This is a genomic window from Streptococcus suis S735, from assembly GCF_000294495.1.
Classification (GTDB): Bacteria; Bacillota; Bacilli; order Lactobacillales; family Streptococcaceae; genus Streptococcus; species Streptococcus suis.
Genome location: NC_018526.1, coordinates 510,338 through 536,334, shown reverse-complemented (window position 1 = coordinate 536,334; position 25,997 = coordinate 510,338). Strand labels below are relative to the sequence as shown.

The 25,997-nt window shown below is 39.4% G+C and carries 20 protein-coding genes and 2 pseudogenes; 8 read left to right on the top strand and 14 right to left on the bottom strand.

What is annotated here, in order from left to right:
* Nucleotides 1-55 precede the first annotated feature (55 nt).
* Nucleotides 56-343 (bottom strand): annotated as a pseudogene (locus YYK_RS10355) (ISL3 family transposase); the annotation flags it as partial.
* Nucleotides 344-650: 307 nt separating this feature from the next.
* Between YYK_RS10355 and YYK_RS10350 the strand changes: the two are divergent.
* Nucleotides 651-906, top strand: a pseudogene (locus YYK_RS10350) (IS110 family RNA-guided transposase); the annotation flags it as partial.
* Nucleotides 907-1,371: 465 nt separating this feature from the next.
* Here the strand turns inward: YYK_RS10350 and YYK_RS02680 are convergent.
* The 6 genes from YYK_RS02680 to YYK_RS02655 form a co-directional block, all read right to left on the bottom strand.
* Complete coding sequence (locus tag YYK_RS02680) at nt 1,372-2,202, bottom strand: amino acid ABC transporter substrate-binding protein (RefSeq protein WP_024379094.1); 831 nt, start codon at nt 2,200-2,202, stop codon at nt 1,372-1,374.
* A 26-nt stretch (nt 2,203-2,228) separates the two neighbouring features.
* Entirely contained in the window at nt 2,229-2,861 is a 633-nt protein-coding gene (locus YYK_RS02675; protein ID WP_011922097.1) for an amino acid ABC transporter ATP-binding protein, read from the bottom strand.
* Nucleotides 2,862-2,870: 9 nt separating this feature from the next.
* On the bottom strand, nt 2,871-3,512 hold the full coding sequence (locus tag YYK_RS02670; protein WP_002940990.1) for an amino acid ABC transporter permease: 642 nt from the start codon (nt 3,510-3,512) through the stop codon (nt 2,871-2,873).
* Nucleotides 3,513-3,663: 151 nt separating this feature from the next.
* Nucleotides 3,664-5,475, bottom strand: coding sequence for a glutamine--fructose-6-phosphate transaminase (isomerizing) (gene glmS, locus YYK_RS02665; RefSeq protein ID WP_012775016.1), 1,812 nt, complete (start codon nt 5,473-5,475; stop codon nt 3,664-3,666).
* 189 nt (nt 5,476-5,664) lie between these two features.
* Nucleotides 5,665-6,207, bottom strand: a complete 543-nt coding sequence (gene lepB / locus YYK_RS02660) for a signal peptidase I (RefSeq protein ID WP_011922095.1) — start codon at nt 6,205-6,207, stop codon at nt 5,665-5,667.
* A 42-nt stretch (nt 6,208-6,249) separates the two neighbouring features.
* Nucleotides 6,250-6,867 (bottom strand): GDSL-type esterase/lipase family protein, encoded by a 618-nt coding sequence (locus tag YYK_RS02655; RefSeq protein WP_011922094.1) that lies wholly within the window; start codon nt 6,865-6,867, stop codon nt 6,250-6,252.
* Nucleotides 6,868-6,951: 84 nt separating this feature from the next.
* On the opposite strand from YYK_RS02655, the gene YYK_RS02650 reads away from it, so the two are divergent.
* Nucleotides 6,952-8,061: an NAD(P)/FAD-dependent oxidoreductase gene (locus tag YYK_RS02650; RefSeq protein ID WP_012775645.1), complete on the top strand. Its 1,110-nt coding sequence runs from the start codon at nt 6,952-6,954 to the stop codon at nt 8,059-8,061.
* Between the two features lie 324 nt (nt 8,062-8,385).
* Here YYK_RS02650 and ide-Ssuis read toward each other — a convergent pair whose 3' ends face one another.
* The 4 genes from ide-Ssuis to YYK_RS02630 form a co-directional block, all read right to left on the bottom strand.
* Nucleotides 8,386-11,811, bottom strand: a complete 3,426-nt coding sequence (ide-Ssuis, locus tag YYK_RS02645) for a host-specific IgM cysteine endopeptidase Ide-Ssuis (protein WP_011922092.1) — start codon at nt 11,809-11,811, stop codon at nt 8,386-8,388.
* Between the two features lie 160 nt (nt 11,812-11,971).
* Entirely contained in the window at nt 11,972-13,477 is a 1,506-nt protein-coding gene (gene pyk / locus YYK_RS02640; RefSeq protein ID WP_002935530.1) for a pyruvate kinase, read from the bottom strand.
* A 66-nt stretch (nt 13,478-13,543) separates the two neighbouring features.
* Complete coding sequence (pfkA, locus tag YYK_RS02635) at nt 13,544-14,554, bottom strand: 6-phosphofructokinase (protein ID WP_011922091.1); 1,011 nt, start codon at nt 14,552-14,554, stop codon at nt 13,544-13,546.
* Nucleotides 14,555-14,638: 84 nt separating this feature from the next.
* Nucleotides 14,639-17,749 (bottom strand): DNA polymerase III subunit alpha, encoded by a 3,111-nt coding sequence (locus tag YYK_RS02630; RefSeq protein WP_012775015.1) that lies wholly within the window; start codon nt 17,747-17,749, stop codon nt 14,639-14,641.
* A 153-nt stretch (nt 17,750-17,902) separates the two neighbouring features.
* Here YYK_RS02630 and YYK_RS02625 point away from each other — a divergent pair, with 153 nt between their 5' ends.
* From YYK_RS02625 to YYK_RS02615, 3 genes are read left to right on the top strand one after another with little or no spacing between them, the layout of a single operon-like run.
* Entirely contained in the window at nt 17,903-18,277 is a 375-nt protein-coding gene (locus YYK_RS02625; protein WP_012775014.1) for a GntR family transcriptional regulator, read from the top strand.
* A complete protein-coding gene (locus tag YYK_RS02620; protein WP_011922088.1) occupies nt 18,270-18,977 on the top strand; it encodes an ABC transporter ATP-binding protein in 708 nt (235 codons plus the stop codon). Before YYK_RS02625 ends, YYK_RS02620 begins: the two co-directional genes overlap by 8 nt.
* 16 nt (nt 18,978-18,993) lie before the next feature.
* Nucleotides 18,994-19,776, top strand: a complete 783-nt coding sequence (locus YYK_RS02615; RefSeq protein WP_011922087.1) for a hypothetical protein — start codon at nt 18,994-18,996, stop codon at nt 19,774-19,776.
* 43 nt (nt 19,777-19,819) lie between these two features.
* On the opposite strand, the gene add is transcribed toward YYK_RS02615, so the two are convergent.
* On the bottom strand, nt 19,820-20,821 hold the full coding sequence (gene add, locus YYK_RS02610) for an adenosine deaminase (protein ID WP_014636572.1): 1,002 nt from the start codon (nt 20,819-20,821) through the stop codon (nt 19,820-19,822).
* Between the two features lie 201 nt (nt 20,822-21,022).
* Here add and YYK_RS02605 point away from each other — a divergent pair, with 201 nt between their 5' ends.
* The gene (locus YYK_RS02605; protein ID WP_011922710.1) at nt 21,023-22,186 is read left to right on the top strand and encodes an IS30 family transposase; all 1,164 of its coding nucleotides are present in this window, start codon (nt 21,023-21,025) and stop codon (nt 22,184-22,186) included.
* A gap of 271 nt (nt 22,187-22,457) precedes the next feature.
* Here YYK_RS02605 and YYK_RS02600 read toward each other — a convergent pair whose 3' ends face one another.
* Complete coding sequence (locus tag YYK_RS02600) at nt 22,458-22,844, bottom strand: YwiB family protein (protein WP_011922083.1); 387 nt, start codon at nt 22,842-22,844, stop codon at nt 22,458-22,460.
* 11 nt (nt 22,845-22,855) lie between these two features.
* Nucleotides 22,856-23,743: a sulfite exporter TauE/SafE family protein gene (locus YYK_RS02595; protein ID WP_002936180.1), complete on the bottom strand. Its 888-nt coding sequence runs from the start codon at nt 23,741-23,743 to the stop codon at nt 22,856-22,858.
* A 98-nt stretch (nt 23,744-23,841) separates the two neighbouring features.
* Here YYK_RS02595 and YYK_RS02590 point away from each other — a divergent pair, with 98 nt between their 5' ends.
* Nucleotides 23,842-25,155, top strand: a complete 1,314-nt coding sequence (locus YYK_RS02590; RefSeq protein ID WP_011922082.1) for an HD domain-containing protein — start codon at nt 23,842-23,844, stop codon at nt 25,153-25,155.
* Nucleotides 25,145-25,954 (top strand): sugar-phosphatase, encoded by an 810-nt coding sequence (gene yidA, locus YYK_RS02585; protein ID WP_014917220.1) that lies wholly within the window; start codon nt 25,145-25,147, stop codon nt 25,952-25,954. The genes YYK_RS02590 and yidA overlap by 11 nt, the downstream gene beginning before the upstream one ends.
* Nucleotides 25,955-25,997: the final 43 nt, after the last annotated feature.

The following is a 25,997-nucleotide window of genomic DNA, read 5'->3' as shown; positions in this document are numbered from 1 at the left end:
CGAATAGGATAGAAAAGCTATCCTTGATGACAATAGTATCAGGTGAACATTGCTTACTCATTGCTTGATTCTCAACGAGTAGTAATTGGGGGGGTTTCTGGTTAATAGCAACAGAGATTTGGTCGTTTTTTTAATAAGTGAATTTCAGCGACAACCATTTTCCCGCATCCTTTACACTTGAACCGACGCTTTCTAAGATGGATAAGGAGAGAGGATTATCAGCTGCTTCTAAGCAAAGGATTTTAGATGCTCTTTGGAAGTTGTATTTCACTATTTGTCCCTTTCAGGCAAGACATTTTGGAGACACACAATCTAAGTGAGTTTCCACATCATATTCAGTCATGATAGCGATATTTTTGTCTTCTATTCCAAGAAAATTTGTGATAAGATCTTCGCTTTTCTATTTCTAGGCTCAGGAATCAAGAGTCACTCCCCTAACTCTTGATTTATTCCATATGACCTCTTTCTAATGTAAGTTTTTTCGCTTTTCATTATAGGTCATATGACTTTTACATTTAAAAGGCTCCATAGTGGTTTTACCCGCTACAGAAATTATAGGACCATTTTTTGCCCATCCTCGGTTCATTTGTCACATACTTTACGGATTGTGATGGACTAAAAGTCATATAATAAAAAATCCTAGGGAGTGGGAAAAACGAAGTACCAAGATTCGACACGGGAATTCCTATTGGAAGAAATGCTTATGTCAAGCGGCCTTCGCTGTCAAAAGACAAAAAGGCAGCCCATTAGCAGAACGATATTATCAGATTCAAAGTCGGCGTGGCTCACAAAAAGCAACCATTGCACTTGCGCATCAACTATTAAAAATAGCCTATATCCTTTTAAAAGAACAGATGACTTATCCTGAATTTTTAGCACAAAAAAAGACTACTAGGGACGAACTAGTAGCCTAAATACAAATTTTTTTCACTTTGATTATATCATAGGAAGGGAATTTTTGCATTCTTTTGAGTTTTCGTATAAGAACTCGACCAGACGAAAAAAAGTTCGTCAACAATTTTTCGTTTTAAGTTGTTGAGCTGAAACAATCTATCCCCAGACATCAATTTATGTGAGCTGACTGCCGTCAGCTTATATCTCCCACTTTAAAAGGTCTCCCAGACCTTTTAAACTCCCACCCCCGCATAGCTCCAACAGTCAGAATAGTGACTGTTTAAGCCAATCAACCACTGCGCTGAGATGTTGACACGAACTCCGAGAAGTGGCGCTGAGCTTTTTGCTCAGCCTCGTAGAATCTTAAGTTAATGATATTGGTGTACACCCCACCGTTTTCACGAGTTCTTTTCATTATTCTGTGGATGAGGGTGTAACCATCATGGATGTCTTGTTCAGTCACTTTTGCTTACATTATTATTTTTTTACTGTGTCGGTTGCAACATCCTCACCAAACCATTTTTGGGAGATTTCTTGGAATTTACCTTCTTTATATAATTCAGCAAACGCCTTATTAATGTTTTCCACGAGTGTCGTATCTGATTTACGAGCACCGACTGCGAAGGCTTCATTTTCAAAACCTGCATCAATGATGTTGTAATCTGCGATAATTCCCTCTTGTTGCAAGTAATAATTTGCATACACACGGTCAATCAAAAGGCCATCAATACGATCGTTTTTCAAGTCAATCAAGGCTTCATTGAAGGTCGCATACTGACTTGCATCGTTATTTTGAACAATATCTTTCAAAATAGCTGGTTGTGATTCAAATACTGAATAGCCAGATGAACCTGCTTGCGCACCTAAAATCTTATCCTTCATATCAGATACTTGGCTAATATTGGAAGATTTTTTGGTTACAAGAACTTGTTGGTTATCCATGTAGGGATTTGTGAAAAGAACTTTTTCCTTACGCTCATCTGTAATAGAATAACCATTCCAAATTAAATCAATATTCCCGTTATTCAATTCAGTTTCTTTCAAGTCCCAGTCAATTGGTTGCCATTTTACAGTAATTCCATATTTTTCAAAGACTGCATTAGCCAAGTCAATATCAAAACCTGTGTAAGAACCATCTGTCTGTTCAAATCCCATTGGGACAAAGGTCTTATCAAAGCCAATCGTAACGGATTTTTCAGACTCGTAGGCTGTCCAATTATCAGACTTAGTAGCCGAATCATTGGAGCCACAAGCAGCAAGAGTCAAAGAAGTTACAAGAGCAAGAGCTCCAAGCATCATTTTTTTAATATTCATCATCATATTTGTTCCTTTTCTTAGTGTTTCGGTTCAATTTTGATGATTTCATCTGCGATATTCTCAGCAAACTGCATATCATGGGTGACCACAATTTGCGTGATTCCAGTAGCCCTATTTTCAAGAATCAGTTTCTCAACTTCTTTTCTTAATTCAGGGTCTAGGGCCGAAGTTGGTTCATCATAGCCGATAATCTCAGGATCAATCATCATCGCACGCGCCAAGGCCACACGTTGTTTCTGTCCACCCGATAATGAAAATGGGTAGGCATTTGCGTGGTTAGCAAGTCCAAGAGTATCCAAGAGTTTAAGGGCCTTGTCTTCCGCCTCTGAACGCAACATATTTTGCGTTTTCATAGGAGAGAGAACCAAGTTTTCCAATACGGATAGGTGCGGGAAAAGCTGGAAGTCCTGGAAGACAAAGCCCAGCAAATGTCGTTTTCCCAACTCCTCTAATGGCAGTTCTTGACCGTTATACATCAAAGTTCCTGAATCAATAGTCTCTAAACCAGCCAACATCCGTAAAAGAGTTGTCTTACCACCGCCAGATTGACCAACAATGGCAACAATTTTCCCTTCTGGAATGACCAAATCATAGTTGGAGAAAATCTGTTTATCTTCAAAGCGTTTTGACAAATTGCGTAACTCTAACATGACTTCCTCCTATCTATAATAATCAAATTTCTTTTCTACTTGTTTAGAAATCAGTGTTACCGCACCGATCATCAATAGGTAGATTGCACCTGCGATAAACATAGGTGCCAAGCTGGCATCACGATTGGCCGCAGTACGACTAGCCAACAACAAATCGCTAACCCCAAGTGCATAGACCAAAGAAGTATCCTTTACCAAAGTCATGACTTCATTGAAAACACTTGGCAGAACAATTTTCACAACCTGTGGTAAGACAATGTAGCGAATGGTCTGAACAGGGGTAAATTTCAATACCTTAGCAGCTTCATACTGACCTTTTGGAATAGCTTCAATACCACCACGGAAAATTTCAGAGAAATAGGCCGCATAGTTGAGCGTAAAGGCCAGAATCACAGCAGGCATTCGGTCAAATGTAATACCCACACTTGGTAAGACGTAATAAACAAAAATTAATTGTAAAAGTAAGGGGGTTCCTCGCATAATTAATACATAGAAATGCAATAACCATTGTAAGGGTTTAAATTTAATCTGCATTAAAAAAGCGAAAACAGCTCCTAATGGCAAGGATAATATCAATACTAGAAAAAATACTTGCAAGGAGACTGCAGCACCATTTAGTAGACTGGGCAGAACTTCCAAAACATAATCCATAGAGCTCTCCTAAAAGAATTATTAGGTTCTAGTATATCAAAAAATATCCTTAATTTCAAAGAATTTTTCAGAATTTTTAATAAATTTAACAAAATTTTGTATGTTTTTTCATTGATTTGAAAAAAAGGTCCGAAATCCGAACCTTATCTTCTTATTCAACAGTAACAGACTTAGCCAAGTTACGTGGTTTATCAACATCCAAACCGCGTTGCAATGTCGCATAGTAAGCGATCAACTGTGTCGGAACAACCATAGCAATCGCTGATAAGAATGGATGAACCGTTGTAACAGTGATGTCATCCTCTTCCTTAGCTACTGCTTCATCTACAATTGTCAAGACATTGGCACCACGCGCCACCACTTCCTGAATATTGCCTCGAGTATGGCTTGCAAGATGTGGATGATTTGAAATCAAGGCCAAGACAGGAACACCGTCTTCAATCAATGAAATGGTACCGTGTTTCAATTCACCTGCCGCAAAGCCTTCACATTGGATGTATGAAATTTCTTTCAATTTCAAGCTGGCTTCCATAGAAACGTAGTAGTCACTACCACGACCGATATAGAATGCGTTGCGAGTGGTTGATAAGAGTTTTTCAACTTTTTCAGCAATCACATCTTTTTCTGACAAGCTGGCCTCAATAGATTGAGCTACGATGGACAATTCATGCACCAAGTCAAATTCTTTCGCGTAGGCATTGCCATTTGCATCACCGACAGCCTTCGCCAAGATTGCCAAAGTCGCAATCTGTGCAGTGTAGGCTTTTGTAGAAGCTACCGCAATTTCTGGTCCTGCATGGAGCAACATGGTGTAAGTTGCCTCACGTGATAGGGTCGAACCAGGAACGTTGGTTACAGTCAAACTTGGAATGCCCATTTCATTAGCTTTAACCAATACCTGACGGCTATCAGCAGTTTCACCTGACTGGCTAATCATGACAAAGAGTGGCTTTTTGCTCAAAAGTGGCATACTGTAGCCCCACTCAGATGAAATTCCCAACTCTACTGGTGTATCTGTCAATTTTTCCAAGAAGTCTTTTGCGGCAAATCCTGCGTGATAGGAAGTTCCAGCAGCCAAGATATAGATACGGTCAGCTTCTTGTACTGCCTTAATAATATCCGCGTCAACTGTTACCTGACCAGCTTCATTTGTATAGGCACTAATCAATTTACGCATAACAGTTGGCTGCTCATCAATTTCCTTGAGCATGTAGTATGGATAAGTTCCCTTACCAATATCTGACAAATCAAGCTCAGCTGTATAACTACCACGTTCAATCGCATTGCCATCATAGTCCATGACTTCAACACTATCTTTTTTCACGATAACCAATTCCTTATCGTGAATTTCCATGTATTCACTTGTCTCACGAATCATAGCCATGGCATCTGAGCAGACCATGTTATAGCCATCACCAAGACCAATCAAAAGTGGAGATTTATTTTTGGCAACATAGATTGTATCTGCATCCGCAGCATCAATCAAAGCAAAGGCATATGAACCTTGAATAATCTTCAATGCTTTTTTAAAGGCTTCTAGAGTTGACAAACCTTCTTCTGCAAATTGACCAATCAAGTGTACAGCAATTTCTGTATCTGTCTGCCCTTTCAAGTCATGACCTGCAAGATACTCTTCCTTGATTTCTGCGTAGTTTTCAATCACACCGTTGTGAACTAGGATATGTCCAGCAGTTTGAGAAGTGTGAGGGTGAGCATTGTTCTCAGTTGGCTTACCATGAGTCGCCCAACGAGTATGACCGATCCCTGTTGTCCCTTCAGTCTTATCGCCAACTTTTGCAGACAATTCTGCAATGCGACCAACAGCTTTCACAAGATGAGCTTGCTCACCACCCGTCACAAAAATACCTGCTGAATCATAACCACGGTATTCTAATTTTTCAAGTCCTTGAATCAAAATATCAGTTGCGTTTGTATTTCCTACAACACCAACGATTCCACACATACATATCACCTACGATGTTTGTTAACATCGGCTTTCATTTCTTTAAAAATTGGTCTAGTCTAATTTATATCTAAAAAGACCAGTGAAATCAGTATATAACAAGATTTCATCCTTGTCAACATTTTAATTGGTCTAGTCTAATTTCAAAATACAGTTCCAGCCATCTCAATACAATAAAAAAAGCTGATTCTACTGAACCAGCCCTGTCTTAATAAAACCAAATTCTGAAAGTGGACTAATCCGAAAAGTCAGTCTACCAACAATAGCCTCACTAGAAATCAAACCAAAACTACGACTATCCTGTTGATTCGTTCGTACATCATTCAACACCAAATAGTGTCCCTCTGGAATGATGTTGTACTTTCCATTTGTCAAGGTTTCCAATGTAAAGTCATCTGTATAACTTTCTTGTGAATGAGGCGTTTTTAAATAGTTCTCTGTAACAATAATATCATTACGATAGAGAACATCGTCCATATAGGTAACCGTCTCGTTTTCCAATGCAATCACACGACTCACATACTCTTTTCCCTCATGGTTATACAAAATAAAATCTCCATGAATCGGGCGGACATTTCGCACTGTCATGATAAAGTCATTTTCCTTCAAATAACTATTTGCCATCTCAGGGGTAATCGTGACTGGCTCAAGTAACCAAAATCGTAGGCCAATGATTCCAAAAATCAATAAGACCAATAAACTGATTTGTTTTATTAAATCTCTTTTTACCATAATCTCTCCATTTCACTAGTATTATACCACAATTTAGAGCCATTAGTGTCTGAGATGCTGGTAAATCTCTTCAGCAATAACTTGATTTCCTAACGGTGTCAAATGAAGACCATCGCTATAGTATTCAAGATGTCCCTCCGTCACAGTGTAAAGGTTAATAACTGGTAAACCAAGTTCGTTTCCGATAGCTGGGATAATTTTTTGTAATTCATCTTCAATAATTTGATTATTCAATCCAAAACGACTGGTTGGTACGTAAGGCGGGATGACTAAATAAACATCCGGCTGGCTTGGTAAATCCATATACTGCTCTGCCATTTCCCTATACTCTTGAATAAACCTCTCCCTATTCCAATATGGTCCTCGGCTATCGTTACTACCAATCATGATGATGACAATATCTGCTTCACTCTCAAGTGAAAGTTGGGCATTCTTCTCTTTAAAGTAAGGAAAATCTGCAGTTGACTGAAGTGAACGCCCACTCAATCCATAATTTGAAACTTGATAGTGATGCCCAAGTTTCTCAGCTAGAATACAAGGATAGGCATCTTTTTCCCGATTCTCCAAGCCATATCCATAAGTCAAACTATCTCCGACTGTTGCAACTTTTACGGCCCCACTTCCAACAGTTAGGACCTCAGGATACATTATATCTGACACACGAACTCCTCAATTTTTCTTATTTTCTATTGTATCATGTTGAAAAAAATAAATAAACTTCTGAATTTGTGATATAATTAACTTATGAAAAAACAAGTTATTATTATAGGCGGAGGAATTGTTGGCTCTACTGCAGCCTTTTATCTCTCCCAAGAAGAACAAGTCAATCTTACTCTCATTGATTCAGGGGTCGGAACAGCCACACGAGCTGCCGCAGGTATCATCTGCCCATGGATGGCTCAGAAAAAAAATAAAGACTGGTATAAGCTGACTTCCGATGGTGCTGTTTTCTACCGTCAATTGGTAGCCGATTTGGAAAAATCGGGTGCTACTGAAATTCCATTCAAACAGACTGGAACCATCGGCCTAAAAAGTAAGCCTGAACTACTTGATAAAATCCAAAAAATTGCCGAGGAACGTCGCGTAGATACTCCGACTATTGGCGAAATTACTCCGCTTATAGGCTCGGAAATTAACCAGTACCTGCCACTACTTAAGCCAGACTATTTTGGTATCCATTTAGAAGGTGGCGGTCGTATTGATGGTGGGCGTTTGATTGATATTCTTCAGGAACAATTTTTGAAAAATGGTGGTACACGTATCTACGGACAGGCAAAACTGCTCGACAACCATACTGTCGAAGTAGATAATCAAGTGCTTACTGCTGACCATATTATCTTAGCCACAGGGGCCTGGTTACCACATATTCTTGAACCTCTTGGCTATCAAGTGGATGTTCGACCACAAAAAGGACAATTGTTCGAATTAGATACAGAATTCGATACCGACAATTGGCCAGTTTGTATGCCTTACGGAGAGATTGATATCCTACCATTTGAAAATGGGAAAATCATTATTGGTGCAACTCATGAAGATGACATGGGCTACGATTTAGAACTAGACCCTGAAAAAATCCAAGCCATGCATGATAAAATAGCTGAATTCATGCCTGATTTGGCAAACTATCCTGTAACCAGAACTCGCATTGGAACGCGCGCCTATACTTCAACTTATTCACCATTCTACGGAAATATTGAGGATATGCCTAATGTCTGGGTAGCTAGTGGTCTAGGCTCCACCGGTCTGACAAACGGTCCAATTATCGGTTGGCAAATTGCTAAAGAAATTCTCAATCAAGAAACAAACTTTGACCGTACACCATATTCTCCAAATAGATATATTCTCAAAAAATAAGATACGATACGTTTAGATTCTACTAACCCTTTAAATGTAGATACTAAGACTAGTTGTTATCTAACCAATAAATACAATAAGCAACGGGGAACCTCGTTGCTTATTTCTATCTAGAATACTACCATTCTAGTCTCAAGCTATTAAAGGATTATCTATAGCATGTTATCGCAACCATAGAAACTGATTCACTTAAAAACCTAATTCGTTGAAAATATAGTCTTTTAGTTTACTTTTAGTACTAGGCAACGAGCCGCAGGCATAACTGGAGTTAGGTAAGGCGAGTTAACGAAGTAATAAAAGAAAAACTAAATGACGATACTTCTTTTACTTACGTCTTTTCTTTAACAAACCTAAAGCACTACCAAGAACAAGAGTCAATAGACCGACTCCCATAATCTGTCTTGAAGTAGGTGTACTTACTTTCGAAGATTGTTCTACGCCTAAAATTTGTTTTGCACCTGCTTGAGATTGAACTCCCATATTCTTACCAGATTCAATAGTATTATTTGAGGTTTGTGAGATATTTTCTACGAGCACTACAGGCTCAGAAGCAGATGAAACCGTTTCAACTAACTCTGTCTCCTTGTGTTCCATAACAATTTCTGCTTTAGACACCTGACGCTCTGTATTATTAGACTCTAATAACACAGTATTCTGATAGCTCATACCTATCTCAGTACTATTTGAGTTTGAAGACTGAGCAATGGTGGCTTCTAGCAATGGAGACCCTGCTTCTGCTAAGCTTGATTCTAGCAATTCTTTCTTAATAACTTTTGATTGAACAGAGATTAGCCCGTCAGTATTTGTTTTTCTAACCTCTCTTTTCGATAATGAAGAAACTTCTACTTCTGCATTCGTGTCCCTCTTAGAACCGATAAGGGAGATAGCTACTGGTTCAATCACTGGATTATCCAGATTAACTGATGAAACAGCAGTTAGAGAGGCATCTGCATGAATTTCAGAATTGTCGACAGATGCAGCTTCTACATTAGTTGATTTGCTCGAGGTTGGTTCTGCAATTTCTGTATTTCCAGTCTGAATGGAGTCTTTTTCAAGCGGAGTGGCTACAGATTCAGTTGTGGAACCATCTGCATATGCCGAGGAGCCACAGGGAGTAACTGAAGAGGTAGCTGCATGAATTTCAGAATTGTCGACAAGTTCAGCTTCAACACTAGTTGATTCGCTCGAGGTTGGTTCTGCAATCTCTGTCTCCCCGGCTTGAATGGAGTCTTTTTCAAGTGGAGTAGCTACAGATTCAGTTACGGAATTATCTATATACGTCGGGGAACCATGAGGAGTAGCTACATCATTAACAGGAGTGACCACAGTTTCAGTTTCGACATTCGTTGATTCGCTCGAGGTTGGTTCTGCAATTTCTGTCTCTCCGGCTTGAATGGAGTCTTTTTCAAGTGGAGTAGCTACAGATTCAGTTACGGAATTATCTATATACGTCGGGGAACCATGAGGAGTAGCTACATCATTAACAGGAGTGACCACAGTTTCAGTTTCGACATTCGTTGATTCGCTCGAGGTTGGTTCTGCAATTTCTGTCTCTCCGGCTTGAATGGAGTCTTTTTCAAGTGGAGTAGCTACAGATTCAGTTACGGAATTATCTATATACGTCGGGGAACCATGAGGAGTAGCTGCATCATTAATAGGAGTGACCACAGTTTCAGTTTCGACATTCGTTGGTTCTACAAGAGAGATTTCTACATTTTGATGTGGTATTGAGTCTGGTTGTTCAGAAACAACCGCCTCCACTCTATCTTCTTCTTTGTCATTTGCACTCTCTACGATTAGGGTGTCTGACAGAAGTTCCGAACTCTGATTTTCAACTTTTTCTGATTCAAGAAGCTCTTCAACTTGGGCTACCTCATCATTTTTCACATCTTCTTCAACAGCTACTACTAGCGAATCCGTTTCTGACGTTTGCATGTTTCTTGATAGTTCTGAACCAAATTCATCCTTGTTTTCAATAATTATTGGTAATGTATCTGCCTCTTGTTCAAAAACATTATCTCCCTCAGCCTCTACTGAAGATGTCGTTTGGGCCTCCACTGGAAAATGCAATTGATTGGTACCATCTGCAATAATACCTGCATTCTCTGTGTCTGCTTCCAAATTTGTGGAACTTGTTTCTTGAGATGATAGAGAATCAACATCTGAAACCGTTGAGCGATCACCTACTGGTAAATCTGGTGCCAAAGCATTTCCAACTTCTGAAATAGGAAAATCTAAACTCTTTAAACTATTTAAACCATTTTCCAATGCACCACTTAGCATCTCAGAACTTTCTGCCTTTTGAATAGATAGAATTCCTTGATTATAGAGATTATTTAGTTTTTCAAGATAAATCAGTCGCATTGATTCTGGCAATTCAGATTGTCCTTGAATAGACAAATCCAACGCCTTCTTTGTATCGGCTAATGTCTGACTAGCTGTTTCTTTGGCTTTTGCAAGCGGATTGAAATATTCTTCCCATAAGTCTTGACCCAGACGGATTGTATGGACATAATCCAAAAGCGCTCCAGCTGAATTATTTTTCATATGATTATTCAAACGTGGATTTCCGGAAGCATCACGAGTGATTCCCATACGCTTCAAACCAATTTGTTCTTGTTGATCATCAGAATCTGTGATATAGACAGCCTTAATCTTACCTTGATTGTCGTACTCAGCACCCCATACCGTCACAATATGCGTTGCATAACCTAATGTTCTATAAGTTAAGCCGAGTAATCCTTTGCTTTCCAAAACAGTTCGAACATCCTCACCAAACCGCTCATAACTACCACTAAAAATTCGATTTGTCAGTTTTTTCTCTTTGAAAACGTCGTAGAAAAAGCCACCCCTACTATCTGGTACTAACTGGCTATCTTCCAGATTGACACCGCCCTGTGCCTTAGGTTTATATCCGTTAATAAACAAGTCAACCAAGGCATCTGATACAAAACCATTTGTACGATAACCATAGTAAGTTTTGAACATATCAAAAACTCGACTATTTTGTTGATTTTGGAATGAATTAATATAGCGCCGTAAGTCCGTTATTGCGTAGTTTTCTTCAACATTTACTGTACCCTTTTTTTCTTTGAGATATCGCTCAACATAGGAACTATTCTGTTCCAACCACCAATGTACCATGTTTGAAGACACAGCTGCAAAACAAAGATTAAGGTCAATAAATGAAGCATTCAGACTCTTATTGGTATCATAGTAGCCTTTTCCAGCCTCAAATGGCGCTGTATAGTTTAAATAGTCTCCATACTTTTCCTTTACAAAACCACCGCTTTGTTCCATTGCAGGAGGAGTAATTCCATGGGCCCATATAATTTGTCGTTGCTCGCCACTCTCCGTTTGATAACTGGTCTGATTCAAAATTTCTTTTGTCTCAGTAACCTCTATCTGATTTTGCTCGCTCGTCGTAACTTCTGTATCATTTCTAGAAACTACATTCTCGGTCCCTCTGTCAACTTTCATCTCTACCGCTACTTCCCCTTCAGCGATAACAGGTGATGGGATGTTGTCTGCTATTTCCTCTACAATTTCAATATTAGAACCATCTAGGGATTCATTTTTTTCTGATTCAATAGATACCTCATCCTTGACTTGTGATTCTTCAATTATTTCATTCACTCCTGTAACAACTGTATCGGCAGCAACAGTGGATGTATAAATAGCACATAGCAAAGAGACTGAGACCAAGCCAACCGCGGATTTTCTCAAAGAAAATCGTTCTTGAATGTTCATCTTTCCTCCGTTTATATTTATATTCTTTGAACAAGTTATTCTTACTCTTATTTATTTTTTATATCAACATCCCAAAATCATTTAGAGGCAAAAAATCTATAACAGCACGTATTTAACTTATTCTCTAATTACTACAAAAAGGTCCAAGCGGACCTTTTTATTATTTTACTGTACGAACACGCATAGTATTTGTTGAACCTGCAACACCTACAGGCACACCAGCAACGATAATAATGTCATCTCCTGCTTCAACAAGACCTTGCTCTTTGGCAATACGTTCAGCCAAATCAAACATATCGTCAGTTGAATCTGGACGGTTTGTTACAATTGGAATAACACCCCAGTTAAGCATCAATGATTTTTGTACTTTCTCAGTAAATGTTACTGCCAAGATGTCCGCATCTGGACGGTATTTAGAGATCGAACGAGCTGAGTAACCTGTTTCTGTAACTGTTACAACTAGTTTGATGTCCATTGAGTGACATGCGTCTTTTACTGCAGAAGCAATAACTTCTGTTTTAGAGGCACGATTAAACTGATCAGAGTTCAAACGACCATATTCATTAAGAAGAGTCTGTGCGTTTTTAGCGATAGTTGCCATTGTACGAACTGATTCTACTGGATATTTACCGTTTGCAGACTCGCCTGAAAGCATTGTTGCATCAGTACCGTCGATAACAGCATTGAATACGTCAGATACTTCAGAACGAGTTGCACGTGGTTTTTCAGTCATTGTTTCCAACATGTTTGTTGCTGTGATAACTGCTTTACCAGCTGCATTCACTTTAGTGATAATCATTTTTTGGTAAACTGGAACCATTTCGAATGGTACTTCGATACCCATGTCACCACGAGCAATCATGATACCATCTGCTGCTTCGATGATTTCGTCGATGTTGTCGATACCTTGTTGGTTTTCGATTTTCGCAAACAATTGAACGTGGTCGTTACCAGTTTCTTTACAGATATTACGAACAACTTCTACGTCTTTTGCAGTACGTACAAATGAGATAGCAATAAAGTTCAAACCTTGCTCAAGACCGAAGCGGATATCTGCATTATCACGCTCTGCAAGAGCTGGGAAAGGAATTTTTGTGTAAGGGATGTTTACACCTTTTTGTTTAGCAATTACACCGTCGTTTTCAACCAAAACAACAAATTCACGGTTTACTGCATCTTTTTCAACAACTGTCAAACCAAGTTTACCATCGTCAACAAGGATTTGCTTACCAACTTCAACATCGTCAAAGACATCCAAACCACCTGCTACGTTCAAAGCAATCACTTCTTTTGTAGATTTGATACCTTGTTTTGTAGCAACACGCAATTTGTCACCAGTTGTATATGCGTATTCTTTTGCATCATCTTCAAACAATTCTGTACGGATTTCTGGACCTTTTGTATCCAACAAGAAACCTACTTTTTTACCAGCGATTTCTTCTGCACGACGAACTGTTGCCATACGATCACCTTGCTCTTGGTGGTCACCGTGTGAGAAGTTGAAACGGAAAACATTGGCACCTTCTGTAATCAAAGCAGCGATTTTCTGTGCTGATGACTCAACATCTAATTTTTCACCCCAGTAACCATCGTCACCGAATTTTTTACCACCGCGGATTTCTACCGCTGGACCAAGGGTTGCAACAATTTTAACACGTTTGTTCATCTTAACAAAACTCCTTTTATTTCAATGGTCATATGACCCTTAATTAACACTTTTAAACAATGATACCTAGATTGACAAGTTACGGTTCAAATCAGCCAACTCCAAATCTGCTTTATGCGGATTATTAACTACAATCTTGCCATCAGTAGTCAAGCTAAACAAGGCACCTTCTTCTGCAGTTCCAAGAATTGGATTTTCAACCATTTGCTCGTTACGGATACCTACCGCAAGACCTCCACGGCCTTCTTTAAGCAATTTAACGGCATGAGCACCCATACGAGAAGCGAGTACACGATCACGCGCTGTTGGAGAACCACCACGTTGGATATGACCAAGTTCTGTCACACGAAGATCACTTGTATCGCCTGCTGCTTTCAATTCTTCAGCAAACTGTGCCGCTGGCATAACACCTTCGGCCAAGACAATGATGCTATGTTTCTTACCTTTATCGTAGCCCGCTTTAATGCGATCAACAACATCGTTGATATTGAAGTCTTCTTCTGGAACAACGATAACATCTGCACCAGAAGCAATACCAGCCCAAAGAGCGATGTCTCCCGCATGACGTCCCATTACTTCAACAACGAAAGTACGACGGTGACTTGATGAAGTATCGCGGATTTTATCAATCGCATCCATAGCAGTTGTTACAGCTGTATCAAAACCGATTGTAAAATCTGTACCCACGATGTCGTTATCAATTGTACCAGGTACACCAATAGCTGGGAAACCATGCTCCGTCAAGCGCATTGCACCGTGGTAAGAACCATCACCACCGATAACAACTACACCTTCGATACCATGTTTTTTCAATTGCTCAATCCCTTTAAGTTGCCCTTCTAATTTGGCAAATTCTGGATAACGAGCTGAACAAAGGAATGTTCCTCCACGTGAAATAATATCACCTACAGAACGTGCAGACAATTCATGGATATCACCCGCAACCATACCTGCGTAACCTTCGTTGATTCCATAAACTTCCATTCCTTCTGAAATTGCTTGGCGAACAACTGCACGAATAGCAGCGTTCATACCAGGGGCATCACCACCACTGGTCAAAACAGCAATACGTTTCATTCGTTAATGCTCCTTTAACTTTTCATTTTAACTGCCCTATTATAACATACTTAGCCTAAACTTGCTTGACTTTTTGCTATTTTTTTATCGAAAAATCGTTTTCATAACAAATTCACTTAACTCTTCTTCTAATTGAGGCGTTTTCATAACCATGTGGTGCTCAGCCTGAATTGTCTGATTACTATCTTGATAATGAAGTACTACTGGAATGCTTCCTCTATATTTATCCAAAATACGAGCAACAGCATAATCGTGTTCTCGATTTTCCAAAAGAATCCAAAATTTCTCTAAACTGACAGGCTCTAATTTTTCTAGAACTAATTGCAACTGTCCATCCCGCTCTTGCACTCTACCTGTGATGTACCCCATTCCCCCTTCTTCCAAAATAGAAGCGTATTGGCGATAAGATTCGGGGAAAAGAGTCACGTCAAGCGTCCTCTTGGTATCTGTCACTCGAAGAAATGCCATCTGCTCCCCAGTCTTTTTGGTACGAATCAATCGAATAGCTTGAATCTGCACAAGAACGGTCGCTCGATTGCCAACCGCTAAATCAGCCAAATCTGTAAAACTACGCTTAGACTCTCGACAAATATTGACTAAAGGATGCGGACTAATACCAACACCTAGCAATTCTTGCTCTAGCATAAATTTTTCACTGTCGCTGTAATCTTCTACATCTGTCCAACTATAACTCTCCTCTGCAAAAAATGTACCAATTGCCTCTGCAAAGACAAAGAGATTGTCTAGATTTTCAATAATCTTTTTTCGATTGGCGTCAAAATCATCAAATAAACCAATCTGAATAAGAGGGATTAGTAAATCCTTTTTCTTGAAATTATCTGGCAAGCGCAAAATAAAATCTTCTACAGACTTATAGGGACGATGATCCAATATCCATAAAGCTAAATCTTTAGGCAAACCTTTCAGTGTTTTTAATCCTAGGTAAACCTTACTTTTATCAAACTTATCGTGATAAGGAATATTGTTAATCGTGAGTCGAGCTACCTCAAAGTCAAACTGCATCGCATCTTCAATATAAGCACTGCTAGAATGATTGAGCATGACATCAAAAAAGACATCCGTATAGTGACTCTTGAAATAGGCCATTTGAAAGGCTAAGGCTGAATAAGCATAGGCGTGGCTACGGTTAAAACCATAACCAGCGAACTTAGCCATCATGCCAAATATTTCCCTTGCATTCTCTTCAGCATGTCCGTTTTTCAGTGCTCCCTGTAAAAATTCCGCTTCCATTGCCTGCATTTCCTGCGCATTCTTTTTAGACATCGCCCTGCGGAGTAAATCCGCCTTGCCAAGCGTAAAGCCTGCATAGACCTGTGCAATCTGCATGACCTGTTCCTGATAAAGCATGATACCATAAGTCGGTTGTAAAATAGGAGCAATGGTTGGATCCAACAAATCAACTGTCTCTTGTCCATGTTTGCGTTTTACAAAGTTATCCGAATAATCACTAGCCCCCGGTCTATTCAAACTCGTTGTTGCAACTATATCTTCAAATCGACCAGGTTTGACCCTTCGAAGCAGGCTAATCGCACCAGGCTGTTCAAATTGAAAAATTCCCTTAGTCCGACCAGCAGCAAAAAGTTCCAAGGTTTTCTTGTCTTCTAAATCTATCTTGGCAATATCAATTTCCTGCTGATAACGTTCACGTACTCCTTCTGCCATTTTTTGCACAAAGGTCAGATTTCGTAAGCCAAGGAAATCCATTTTCAACAGACCATTCGCCTCAACAGCATGTGCATCATATTGGGTTACCAGCATGTCATCCCCTATTTTAAGAGGGATGGTATCTGTCAACTCCTCATCACTCATCACTATCCCTGCTGCATGGATAGAAGTCTGTCGGGGTTGCCCTTCAATTTGTTGAGCAATCGCAAAAGCTTTTTGGTACTCTATCTTACTATTGATAATCTGGCGAAAAGCGGCATTTCGCTGATAGGCAGAAGTAAGACTATCTCTAAATGAAATTTTCTTGGTAATATTACTTAACTCATATTCAGGTGTTCCGAAACGCTTAAATACATCACGAATAGCCTGCTTAGCTCCAAATGTCGAGTAGGTTACAATTTGAGCAGCATGGGTTGAACCATAACGATCTCGTACATAACGAATAAAATCTGCTCGATGAATATCTGGAATATCAATATCAATATCGGGCATTGAATAACGTTCAGCATTGAGAAAGCGTTCAAAGAGAAGATTATGCTTAACAGGATCAATACCTGTGATATTTAAGGCGTAGGCAACTAGGCTTCCAACAGCTGAACCGCGCCCCATTCCCATGTAGTACCCTTGGCTACGTCCAAAACGAAGTAGGTCCCATACAATCAAGAAATAATCATCAAATTCCATTTGATGAATAATGGATAATTCCTTTTCCAAGCGTTCCTTATACAGTGAATTAGTCAAGCCCTTCTCTTCTAATCCTTGATAGGAGCGCTCGTATAATTCTTCCACTGCAGGTCTGTCACGATTAAAACGCGGCAATTTTAAATCTGTATTTAATTGATAAGAAATCCCTGCAACCAAGTCACGTAAATTATCAACTGCTTGCGGAAACCGATTAGAAAATAGATTGGTTAAGCTATCAGCCGATAAAAGCTTTTGCCGACTATCTACATCTGAAACCTGATTAAGCGGAATATTATCTCGAATAGCATGGAGAACCTGTAGACTTTCCAATTGTTCCTCTTCAAAAAAACGAACAGTATGGATTGGAAGGGGTGCTTGCTTAAAATCTTGAACCGGTGTGTCAACTGTCACTCCGATATAATAGTTTACACCCAACTCAAGGTGCTCAATGCCAGAAAAATAAGGAACAACCACTGCTATGTCGACTAAATATTGACGAATAGTTTCAAAATCATCTTGCCCTGTCATCTTAGCAGTCGAAATTTTCAATAGATTGCGATAACCTCTGGTTGTCAGAGCAATCAATTGAGTAGTGATGTCCTGCTCCTCTCCCTGTAATTTCCAGTCCAGTTCACAACCAATAATTGGTTGAAGCCCCATTTTGTTACAGGATTCCATAAAACTATAGGCTGCATAAAGACTGTTTTTATCCATTATCCCCAATGCGTGGTAACCAAGCTCTTTAGCCCTGCCTACATAACTCTCTATCGTCACCATGCTATCCATAAAGGTATAAACTGTCTTTGTATCTAATTGTGCCAGCATGGTATTCTCCTTTTCATGTTTCTTCTATTATATCAAATATTTATCCAAAAATATTTTTTAAAAATTCAAAACATTTTTCTTGCTAATTTATATAGTTTATTGTATTATTAAGATAAGACATAAACACGGTGTCATCCTAGAAAGGAAATGATTATGGCTTGGAAATTTGATAATAACATCCCCATCTATATTCAAATCAGCAATACTATTAAATTGCAGATTGTGACTAATCAATTAAAATCTGGAGATAAACTTCCCACTGTTCGTGACTTAGCTGAAATTGCTGGCGTCAATCCAAATACCGTTCAGCGCGCTTTGTCTGATTTAGAAACAGAAGGATTTGTTTACTCGGTTCGCACAACAGGTCGTTTTGTAACAGATAATCAAGAATTGATTACACAAACTCGCCTACATTTAGCCCAAAAGGAACTGGAGAACTTCGTGAACAATATGTTAGAATTGGGCTTTAGACACGATGAACTCACTAGCCAGTTAGATGATTATTTGAAAGGAGTTACTTATGAGTAACGCATATACTTTGGTTGAGCTACAGCAAGTTTCAAAATCTTATGGTGGAGCTGTCGCCCTAAATAATGTTAATTTGAAGTTAGCTGCCGGAAAAATCATAGGACTTTTGGGACCAAATGGTTCGGGTAAAACAACCATGATTAAATTGATCAACGGCCTGTTGCAGCCAGAATATGGTCAAGTATTGATCAATGGTCGCACACCATCGCCAGAAACCAAGGCGATTGTATCTTATCTCCCAGATACCACTTATCTTGATGAACATATGAAAGTGCTCGAAGCAGTTACATTTTTTGAAGATTTTTACGCTGATTTTGATAAGGAGCGTGCTCTCCATCTTTTACAAGATTTGGGTATTGATTTAAACAGTCGTATGAAACATCTCTCCAAGGGGAATAAGGAAAAAGTCCAGCTCATTCTGGTGATGAGCCGTCAAGCACAGCTGTATGTTTTAGATGAGCCAATTGGTGGTGTTGACCCTGCCGCCCGAGACTACATTTTAAAAACCATCGTCAACAACTATTCTCCGACTGCCTCTGTTATTATCTCTACTCACTTAATTTCAGATGTTGAGCAAATTTTGGACGAGGTTATTTTCCTACACTACGGAAGCGTTATTCGCCATGGGAATGTAGATGACTTGCGAATTGAAAGCGGAGAATCTATTGACGAACTCTTCCGCCAAGATTTTAAGGCTTAGTTAGAAGGAGATTGCTATGTTTAAAAAATTATTGAAATACGAATTTCAATCCGTAGGTAAATGGTATTTGGGAATTTATATTGCAGCTGTGGTCCTATCAGCAGTACTTGGTTTTTGGCTACAAGCGTTGGCCCTCCGTACACAGGCTGGAAATACTGAACCTGGCGGTGGAGAGATGGTCTTATTGGGAACATCCTTTATGACTTTTGGTATTTTAATTGCCGCACTCTTCTTGTCAACATTTGTTCTAGTAATCAACCGTTTTAGAAAAAATGTTTATGGCCGACAAGGTTATCTCACTATGACCCTGCCGGTATCTAGCCATCAGATTATCTTAAGCAAACTACTTGCCTCTATTGTTTGGTATATCTTGGCAGGTATTACTTGCTTACTTTCAATTGGAATCATCCTTGCAGTCATTCTAGCAGCAAGCGAAGAAGCTATTATGCCAGAAATACAAACTTTTGTTCAAGCTATCGACTGGACAATTCTATTCAGTCAGATTGTCTATTATTTAATTGAAATTACCACTGGTATCCTTTTGATCTACTTCTCTATATCTGTCGGTCAATTATTCAAGGATCATCGCTTCCTCTTTGCAATCTTGACTTATATCGGCATTCTCATCGTTACTGGAGTATTTAGCACTTTCTTTGTCCTAAGTAACCTAGGAACAGCTTATTCTACACCATTTTCTCTCTATCCAAGTCCAGTCTTAGCATTAGTCAATATTATCCTAGCTTTTGCTTACTACTTTGGAACCCACTTCATTATGACAAAGAAATTAAATCTACAGTAAAAAGCTCTTTACTGGTCTAATCGACCGGTATAGAGCTTTTTTCTTAATACTGTTGGTCTAGGAGTTCCAACAAAACTTTCTTTTCTTCTTCGCTGGCAAAACTTGCCTGAATAGCATTTTGATTGAAGCGGTAAAAATCAGCTTTGCTAGTCCCAAAATATTCTACAAATAACTGATATTCTCTATTAAGTGTAGTATTAGAAACGGTACGATTATCTGTGTTGATTGTGATGTTTGCTCCTGCCTCAACTAGCTCACGATATGGAAAATATTCAATCGAATCAGCTGCACCAGTTTGAAGATTCGATGTTAGGCACATTTCAAGTGTTGCTCCGCTATTGACAAAAGCTTGGATAGCTTCAGGATTGCGAGTAAGTGCTGTGCCATGACCAATCCTTCTAATCCCAAGTTCAAGAGCTTGAATCACATTGGTCACACATCCACATTCTCCGGCATGGAAAGTCATGGGATAACCTAAAGACTGAGTAAATTGAATAATATCCCGAAGTTCTTCCGTAGGATAGTCTGCTTCATTTCCTGCGAAATCAAATCCCACAAGTCCTTTTGGTGCCAAATCAGCAATAGCCAAAAAGAGTTCCTTCGTTTGATTCGTATTCGTTTGCTTTAAACCACAAACCAGAAGTTTAGCAACCACTCCAAAATCTTCCTGCCCCCTGTTTAGTCCAACTAAAACTGCTGAGACCGCTTCTAAAATAGTCAAGTCTTGATCCGTCGACAGTTCTGGTGCAAAACGAACCTCAATGTAAATGACCTTATCACTTGCAACTTGTCGTACAAGATCATAGGCTGCCAATTCTAAAGCTGTTGCAGTTTGTAAGAGTGGGCGAACAAAATCAAATAACTTTAAATAAGCCATTAAACTATCAACTTTTCCATGAACACTAACTAATTTTCTTAATGCTTCATCTTCTGCAGGAATAGTGATTTTAGCCATCTGTGCCAATTGTCGAATGACTCCGAGGGACAATGAGCCATCCAAATGACAATGCAATTCTGTTTTGACCAATTCATTTACATTCAACACTATTAACACAACCTCCGTCTGGTATATTGTTAACTATCATATCATATTTTTGAAGAAAAACAAGAATTTTACCATAAAACCTGAACTTTCATTTGTTTAGTAAATTCCCAAAGTAAGTTCTAGTCTGTCTTAAAAACTGGAAATTAGACTGAGACAAAGAAATAAGGTAGAACTTACTATGGGACAAGTTGGTAACTGACAATGAAAAACAAACACTTAACTCTCTCTGATCGCAATGATATTCAAATAGGAATTGAACAACTTAAGCCCTTCTCAGCTATAGCAGCTAAGTTAGGAAAAGATCCGTCCACAATTTCAAAAGAAGTTCGGAGAAATAGGGTGATAAAAGAGAACTCTAGTACCTCCAATTGTGAGGCCTGCCCTCTACTCAAAAAGACTCCTTACGTTTGTAATGCCTGTCCGAAAAAGAGAAGCAACTGCGGATACCAGAAACAGTTCTACTACGCAAAAAGAGCTCAGCTTGATTATGAAGTTAAGCTCTCAGATTCGAGAACAGGTGTTGCACTAAACAAGGAAGAATTCTATCGCATGGATGAGATTGTTTCTGCTGCCATCCAAAAGGGACAACACCTCAACCACATCATCGCCTCAAACGAAATGTCGGCATCCAGAGCTTCTATCTACCGATACCTTGAAAAAGGCTATCTGTCCACAAAGCCCATTGATTTCCCCCGTGTCGTGAAATTCAGAAAGCGGAGAATCAGAAACCTACAACCCATTCCTAAAATCGCCAAAGAAGGACGGTCTTACGAGGACTTCCAACGCTTTCTCACAGAGAAAGGAATCAGCTATTGGCTGGAAATGGACACCGTTACTGGACGGATCGGCGGAAAGGTACTTCTCACCTTTAACCTCTCCTTCTGTAACTTTATCTTCGCTCAATTACTTGATAATAAAACAGCTAATGAGGTCGCTAAACATCTCTACGCTATCAAGAATGACCTGCATCAGAAAGAGATGGACTTTTGCGAAATATTTCCTGTCATTCTGACCGATAATGGCGGTGAATTCGCTAGAGTGGACGATATCGAAATGGATGTTCGCGGAGAATCTAAGCTATTCTTCTGTGACCCCAATCGTTCTGACCAGAAGGGGAGAATTGAGAAGAATCACACACTTATCAGAGATATTCTTCCTAAAAGAAGTTCTTTTGACAACTTGACACAGGAGGACATCAACCTGGTTTGTTCGCATATCAACAGCGTCAAACGAGCTTCTTTCAACGGAAAATCAGCCTATGAACTCTTTACATTTACCTACGGTGAGGAATTGGCAACACTTTTGGGAATCTCTAAAATTGACCCTGAGAACGTCATTCAATCACCTCGATTATTGGATAAGTAATCGCTAGTTTTTATCAAAAAATAATTTCAAAATAGAAAGGAACTTGTTCCATCCAAAATTCCAGATAGCTAGAACTTACTTTGAGACGTCTCAGAGCCAGTAACTTTAGTGTACTCTTTTTTCAACATTTTCAACCCTAAAACTCACTATTATCAACATTTTTAGTCAAAAACAGAACTTAGTCTGAGACTAAATTCTGTTGATGTTATGCAGTTTTCTCAGAGTAACTTCTGGAAGGACGGGAACTAGAACTTACTTTGAGAATTTACCATTATTTCCACGAGATTTCCAAATCATAGGAAGCAAAAAGCTGCTGGTTCTCCAATCCCTTTAATTCATATTGCAACTGGACACTTTGATCCGAACGGTTTAATTGGTAACGTTTTGTATCGGTCACAAAATGCTGGATTCCTAACGGTGTAGGAATGGTCACAATAGCTTCTTTACCAGAAATGAATCGCATAATAGACTTCGGAGTGGAAAAGCGTGTCATCACTAACTCTTCTTCGTCACATTTTATGACAACTTTTTCAGCTTCATCGTTACTATAAATGAGATAGAGATTCCCATCTTTTTCCTTAACTTCCACTTGAAATTGCTGATCCACTACCTCAATCTGCCCGTCCAGATCAATTTCATTTCGTAAATGAATATCCATAGTTCCTCCTACTATTTTTTAATCCTAGTAACAAAGGATGAACGAAGCAGAGTAAAACCTGTATACGCTGCAATGAAGACAACTAAAATTTTCAAATTATTAATATCCAAATTTGATAGGAAGAAAGCGGCTGTCAAAACACCTAGCACCCCACCGACAACGATTCCTGGAACTCCTGGCCAGTTTACTCGTCCTGATTGGATAAACTGCTTGGCACCAGCTGTCATAATCATAGCAGCATTCAACATCATAACTGGAAGAGCAACCGCTGGACTAATTCCCATCAATGAGAAGAAAATTAACTCAGGAGCATAGTTACCCAGTCCCATACTCATCAGCATTCCCACCATAAAATCAAAGGCAATACCAACAGCCAGTTTCCAACCAGTTAAGCCCTTTACTTCATTGGTAAGATCTGCGCCAGGGTTAGTAATCATGCGATAGACCATGAAACAGGCTGCAATAATTAGTAAAATCCCAAGAATTCGTTGAACTTTCTTTGTATCCCATTTTTGAGTTACCTTGGCACCAACAAAGGCACCCGTAAATGCCGCTGCTGCCATAGCAATCAGAGTGACCATATCAACCTCAACTATCGTAATAAACAATAGCGCCTCTACTAAGACTGGTATGATGTGCGCCGTTGTCATGGTCGCAGGAATTTTACGATCGTCTTCCACCAACTTTGTCAGTTTAAACATAGTGGTTGTCGTTGCAAAGGTTCCAATCCCCAAGGTGTCTAGCAAATCAGTAACATAACCGATCCCAAATCCTGTCCAAAATTTCTCTTTTAGAGAAATATCGTGCTTTTTAGCATAGGATAGAATTGTGTAAAGCATCCAAAGAATCAGGGCTACAATAAAGACCTGAATAGTTAATAAGATAATTTGATTATTCATTTCTCCATTATACCAAAAGATTCCATTGGGTACATAGCAATATCCTTGTGTTTTAGAAAAATCAGGAATTTATCTCCCTTTTTTGTTATAATGAAACTATGATAGAAAAAGTATTTCGCGATCCAGTTCATAACTATGTACATGTTGATCATGAGCTGATTTATAAACTTATCAATACAAAAGAATTTCAGCGACTACGCCGCATCAAGCAACTAGGGACTACTTCCTATACCTTCCATGGTGGCGAGCATAGCCGCTTTTCGCACTGCCTTGGCGCCTACGAAATCGCCAGACGGATTACTCAAAAATTTGAAGACAAGTATCCACAAATCTGGGATACAAATGAGTCCCTACTGACCATGGTTGCTGCGCTACTCCATGATGTCGGACACGGAGCCTATTCTCATACCTTCGAGCGTCTATTTGATACAGACCATGAGGAAATGACCTGTGCTATTATTACTAGTCCAGAAACGGAAATCAATGCTCTGTTGAAACAAGTTTCACCTGAGTTTCCAGACAAGGTTGCTAGTGTTATCAAACACACCTATCCAAATAAACAGGTCGTTCAACTCATTTCGAGCCAGATTGATGTTGACCGGATGGATTATCTATTACGAGATTCCTACTTCACAGGTGCGAACTATGGTGAATTTGACCTAACTAGGATATTACGTGTCATTCGCCCGACAGAAAATGGAATTGCCTTCAAAGAATCTGGTATGCATGCAGTAGAAGACTACGTTCTCAGCCGCTACCAGATGTACATGCAAGTCTATTTTCATCCAGCAAGCCGCTCTATGGAAGTCCTATTGCAGAATTTACTCAATCGTGCCAAACTACTATATACTGGTGAACAGGAGTTTTTTGCACGAACTTCACCTCGGCTATTACCTTTTTTTGAGCATCGTATCCGTCTAACCGACTACCTCAGTCTGGATGATGGAGTTATGAATACTTACTTTCAATCATGGATAGATGGACCAGATCGTATATTATCTGACTTAGCCCAGCGCTATATCAATAGGAAAGTGCTCAAATCCATCACTTTCAAGGCCGAAGAAGAGGAAGCTTTGGACCGCCTGCGTAGCCTGGTCGCAGACGTCGGGTTTGACCCAGAATACTATACTGCTATTCACCACAACTTTGATTTGCCGTATGACATTTACCGACCGAATGCAGAAAAGAAACGGACTCAAATTGAGATTTATCGCAAAGATGAAACCTTGGTAGAACTATCCTCTCTATCACCAATTGTCCATTCCTTATCAGGCACAATCCATGGCGATAGCCGCTTCTATTTCCCAAAAGAAATGTTAGAAGAAACAGGAATTTTCGCACCTCAAATAGCTGATTTTAACAGCCACATACATAACGATCATTTTATAATTGGAGAATCAAATGAGCATTAAACTTGTCGCCATCGATATTGATGGTACACTACTAAATAGTCAACACCAAATTACAGCTGAAGTACACTCAACAATCCAAGAAGCAAAAAAAGCAGGCGTTAAAATTGTTATTGCTACTGGTCGCCCCATTTCCGGTGTTCAAGCAATTTTAGAAGAACTCAATCTTACAGAAGCAGGTGACTACGTCATCACTTTTAACGGTGGCTTAGTCCAAGATGCAGCAACTGGTGAGGATATTGTCAAAGATACCTTGACTTATGAGGATTATCTCGACATCGAATCTGCTGCCCGTAAACTCAAGCTCCCAATGCATGCCAGCACCAAGGAAGGTATCTATACTGCCAACCGTAACATCGGTAAATACACCATTTACGAATCCACACTAGTAAGTGCACCCATTTTCTATCGCACTCCTGAAGAAATGGCTGACAAGGAAATCATCAAAACAATGATGGTTGATGAGCCAGAAATTCTTGATGCTGCTATTCCACTTCTACCGACCAGCTTGACTGAGAAGTACAACGTAGCAAAATCAGCACCATTTTATTTGGAAATCACCCCTAAAACTGTTAACAAGGGACAAGCTATCATTCATCTAGCTGAGAAGCTTGGACTAACTATGGATCAAACCATGGCCATCGGTGACCAAGAAAATGACCGTCCAATGTTGGAAGTTGTTGGTAATCCTGTTGTCATGGAAAACGGAAATCCTGAATTGAAGAAAATCGCCAAATACATTACGAAATCAAATGATGAGAGCGGTGTAGCCCACGCTTTTAGAGAATGGGTACTGAAGTAGCCTCTTAAAATATCAAAAAAGCATCGAATTCAAAATCCGATGC

What these genes read in the sequence shown, in the direction of transcription:
- YYK_RS02675 (WP_011922097.1), bottom strand. Translation starts at nt 2,861, where the DNA reads ATGTTAGAGTTACGCAATTTGTCAAAACGCTTTGAAGATAAACAGATT.
- YYK_RS02670 (WP_002940990.1), bottom strand. Translation starts at nt 3,512, where the DNA reads ATGGATTATGTTTTGGAAGTTCTGCCCAGTCTACTAAATGGTGCTGCA.
- glmS (WP_012775016.1), bottom strand. Translation starts at nt 5,475, where the DNA reads ATGTGTGGAATCGTTGGTGTTGTAGGAAATACAAACGCAACTGATATT.
- lepB (WP_011922095.1), bottom strand. Translation starts at nt 6,207, where the DNA reads ATGGTAAAAAGAGATTTAATAAAACAAATCAGTTTATTGGTCTTATTG.
- YYK_RS02650 (WP_012775645.1), top strand. Translation starts at nt 6,952, where the DNA reads ATGAAAAAACAAGTTATTATTATAGGCGGAGGAATTGTTGGCTCTACT.
- ide-Ssuis (WP_011922092.1), bottom strand. Translation starts at nt 11,811, where the DNA reads ATGAACATTCAAGAACGATTTTCTTTGAGAAAATCCGCGGTTGGCTTG.
- pyk (WP_002935530.1), bottom strand. Translation starts at nt 13,477, where the DNA reads ATGAACAAACGTGTTAAAATTGTTGCAACCCTTGGTCCAGCGGTAGAA.
- pfkA (WP_011922091.1), bottom strand. Translation starts at nt 14,554, where the DNA reads ATGAAACGTATTGCTGTTTTGACCAGTGGTGGTGATGCCCCTGGTATG.
- YYK_RS02630 (WP_012775015.1), bottom strand. Translation starts at nt 17,749, where the DNA reads ATGCTGGCACAATTAGATACAAAGACAGTTTATACCTTTATGGATAGC.
- YYK_RS02625 (WP_012775014.1), top strand. Translation starts at nt 17,903, where the DNA reads ATGGCTTGGAAATTTGATAATAACATCCCCATCTATATTCAAATCAGC.
- YYK_RS02620 (WP_011922088.1), top strand. Translation starts at nt 18,270, where the DNA reads ATGAGTAACGCATATACTTTGGTTGAGCTACAGCAAGTTTCAAAATCT.
- YYK_RS02615 (WP_011922087.1), top strand. Translation starts at nt 18,994, where the DNA reads ATGTTTAAAAAATTATTGAAATACGAATTTCAATCCGTAGGTAAATGG.
- YYK_RS02605 (WP_011922710.1), top strand. Translation starts at nt 21,023, where the DNA reads ATGAAAAACAAACACTTAACTCTCTCTGATCGCAATGATATTCAAATA.
- YYK_RS02600 (WP_011922083.1), bottom strand. Translation starts at nt 22,844, where the DNA reads ATGGATATTCATTTACGAAATGAAATTGATCTGGACGGGCAGATTGAG.
- YYK_RS02595 (WP_002936180.1), bottom strand. Translation starts at nt 23,743, where the DNA reads ATGAATAATCAAATTATCTTATTAACTATTCAGGTCTTTATTGTAGCC.
- YYK_RS02590 (WP_011922082.1), top strand. Translation starts at nt 23,842, where the DNA reads ATGATAGAAAAAGTATTTCGCGATCCAGTTCATAACTATGTACATGTT.
- yidA (WP_014917220.1), top strand. Translation starts at nt 25,145, where the DNA reads ATGAGCATTAAACTTGTCGCCATCGATATTGATGGTACACTACTAAAT.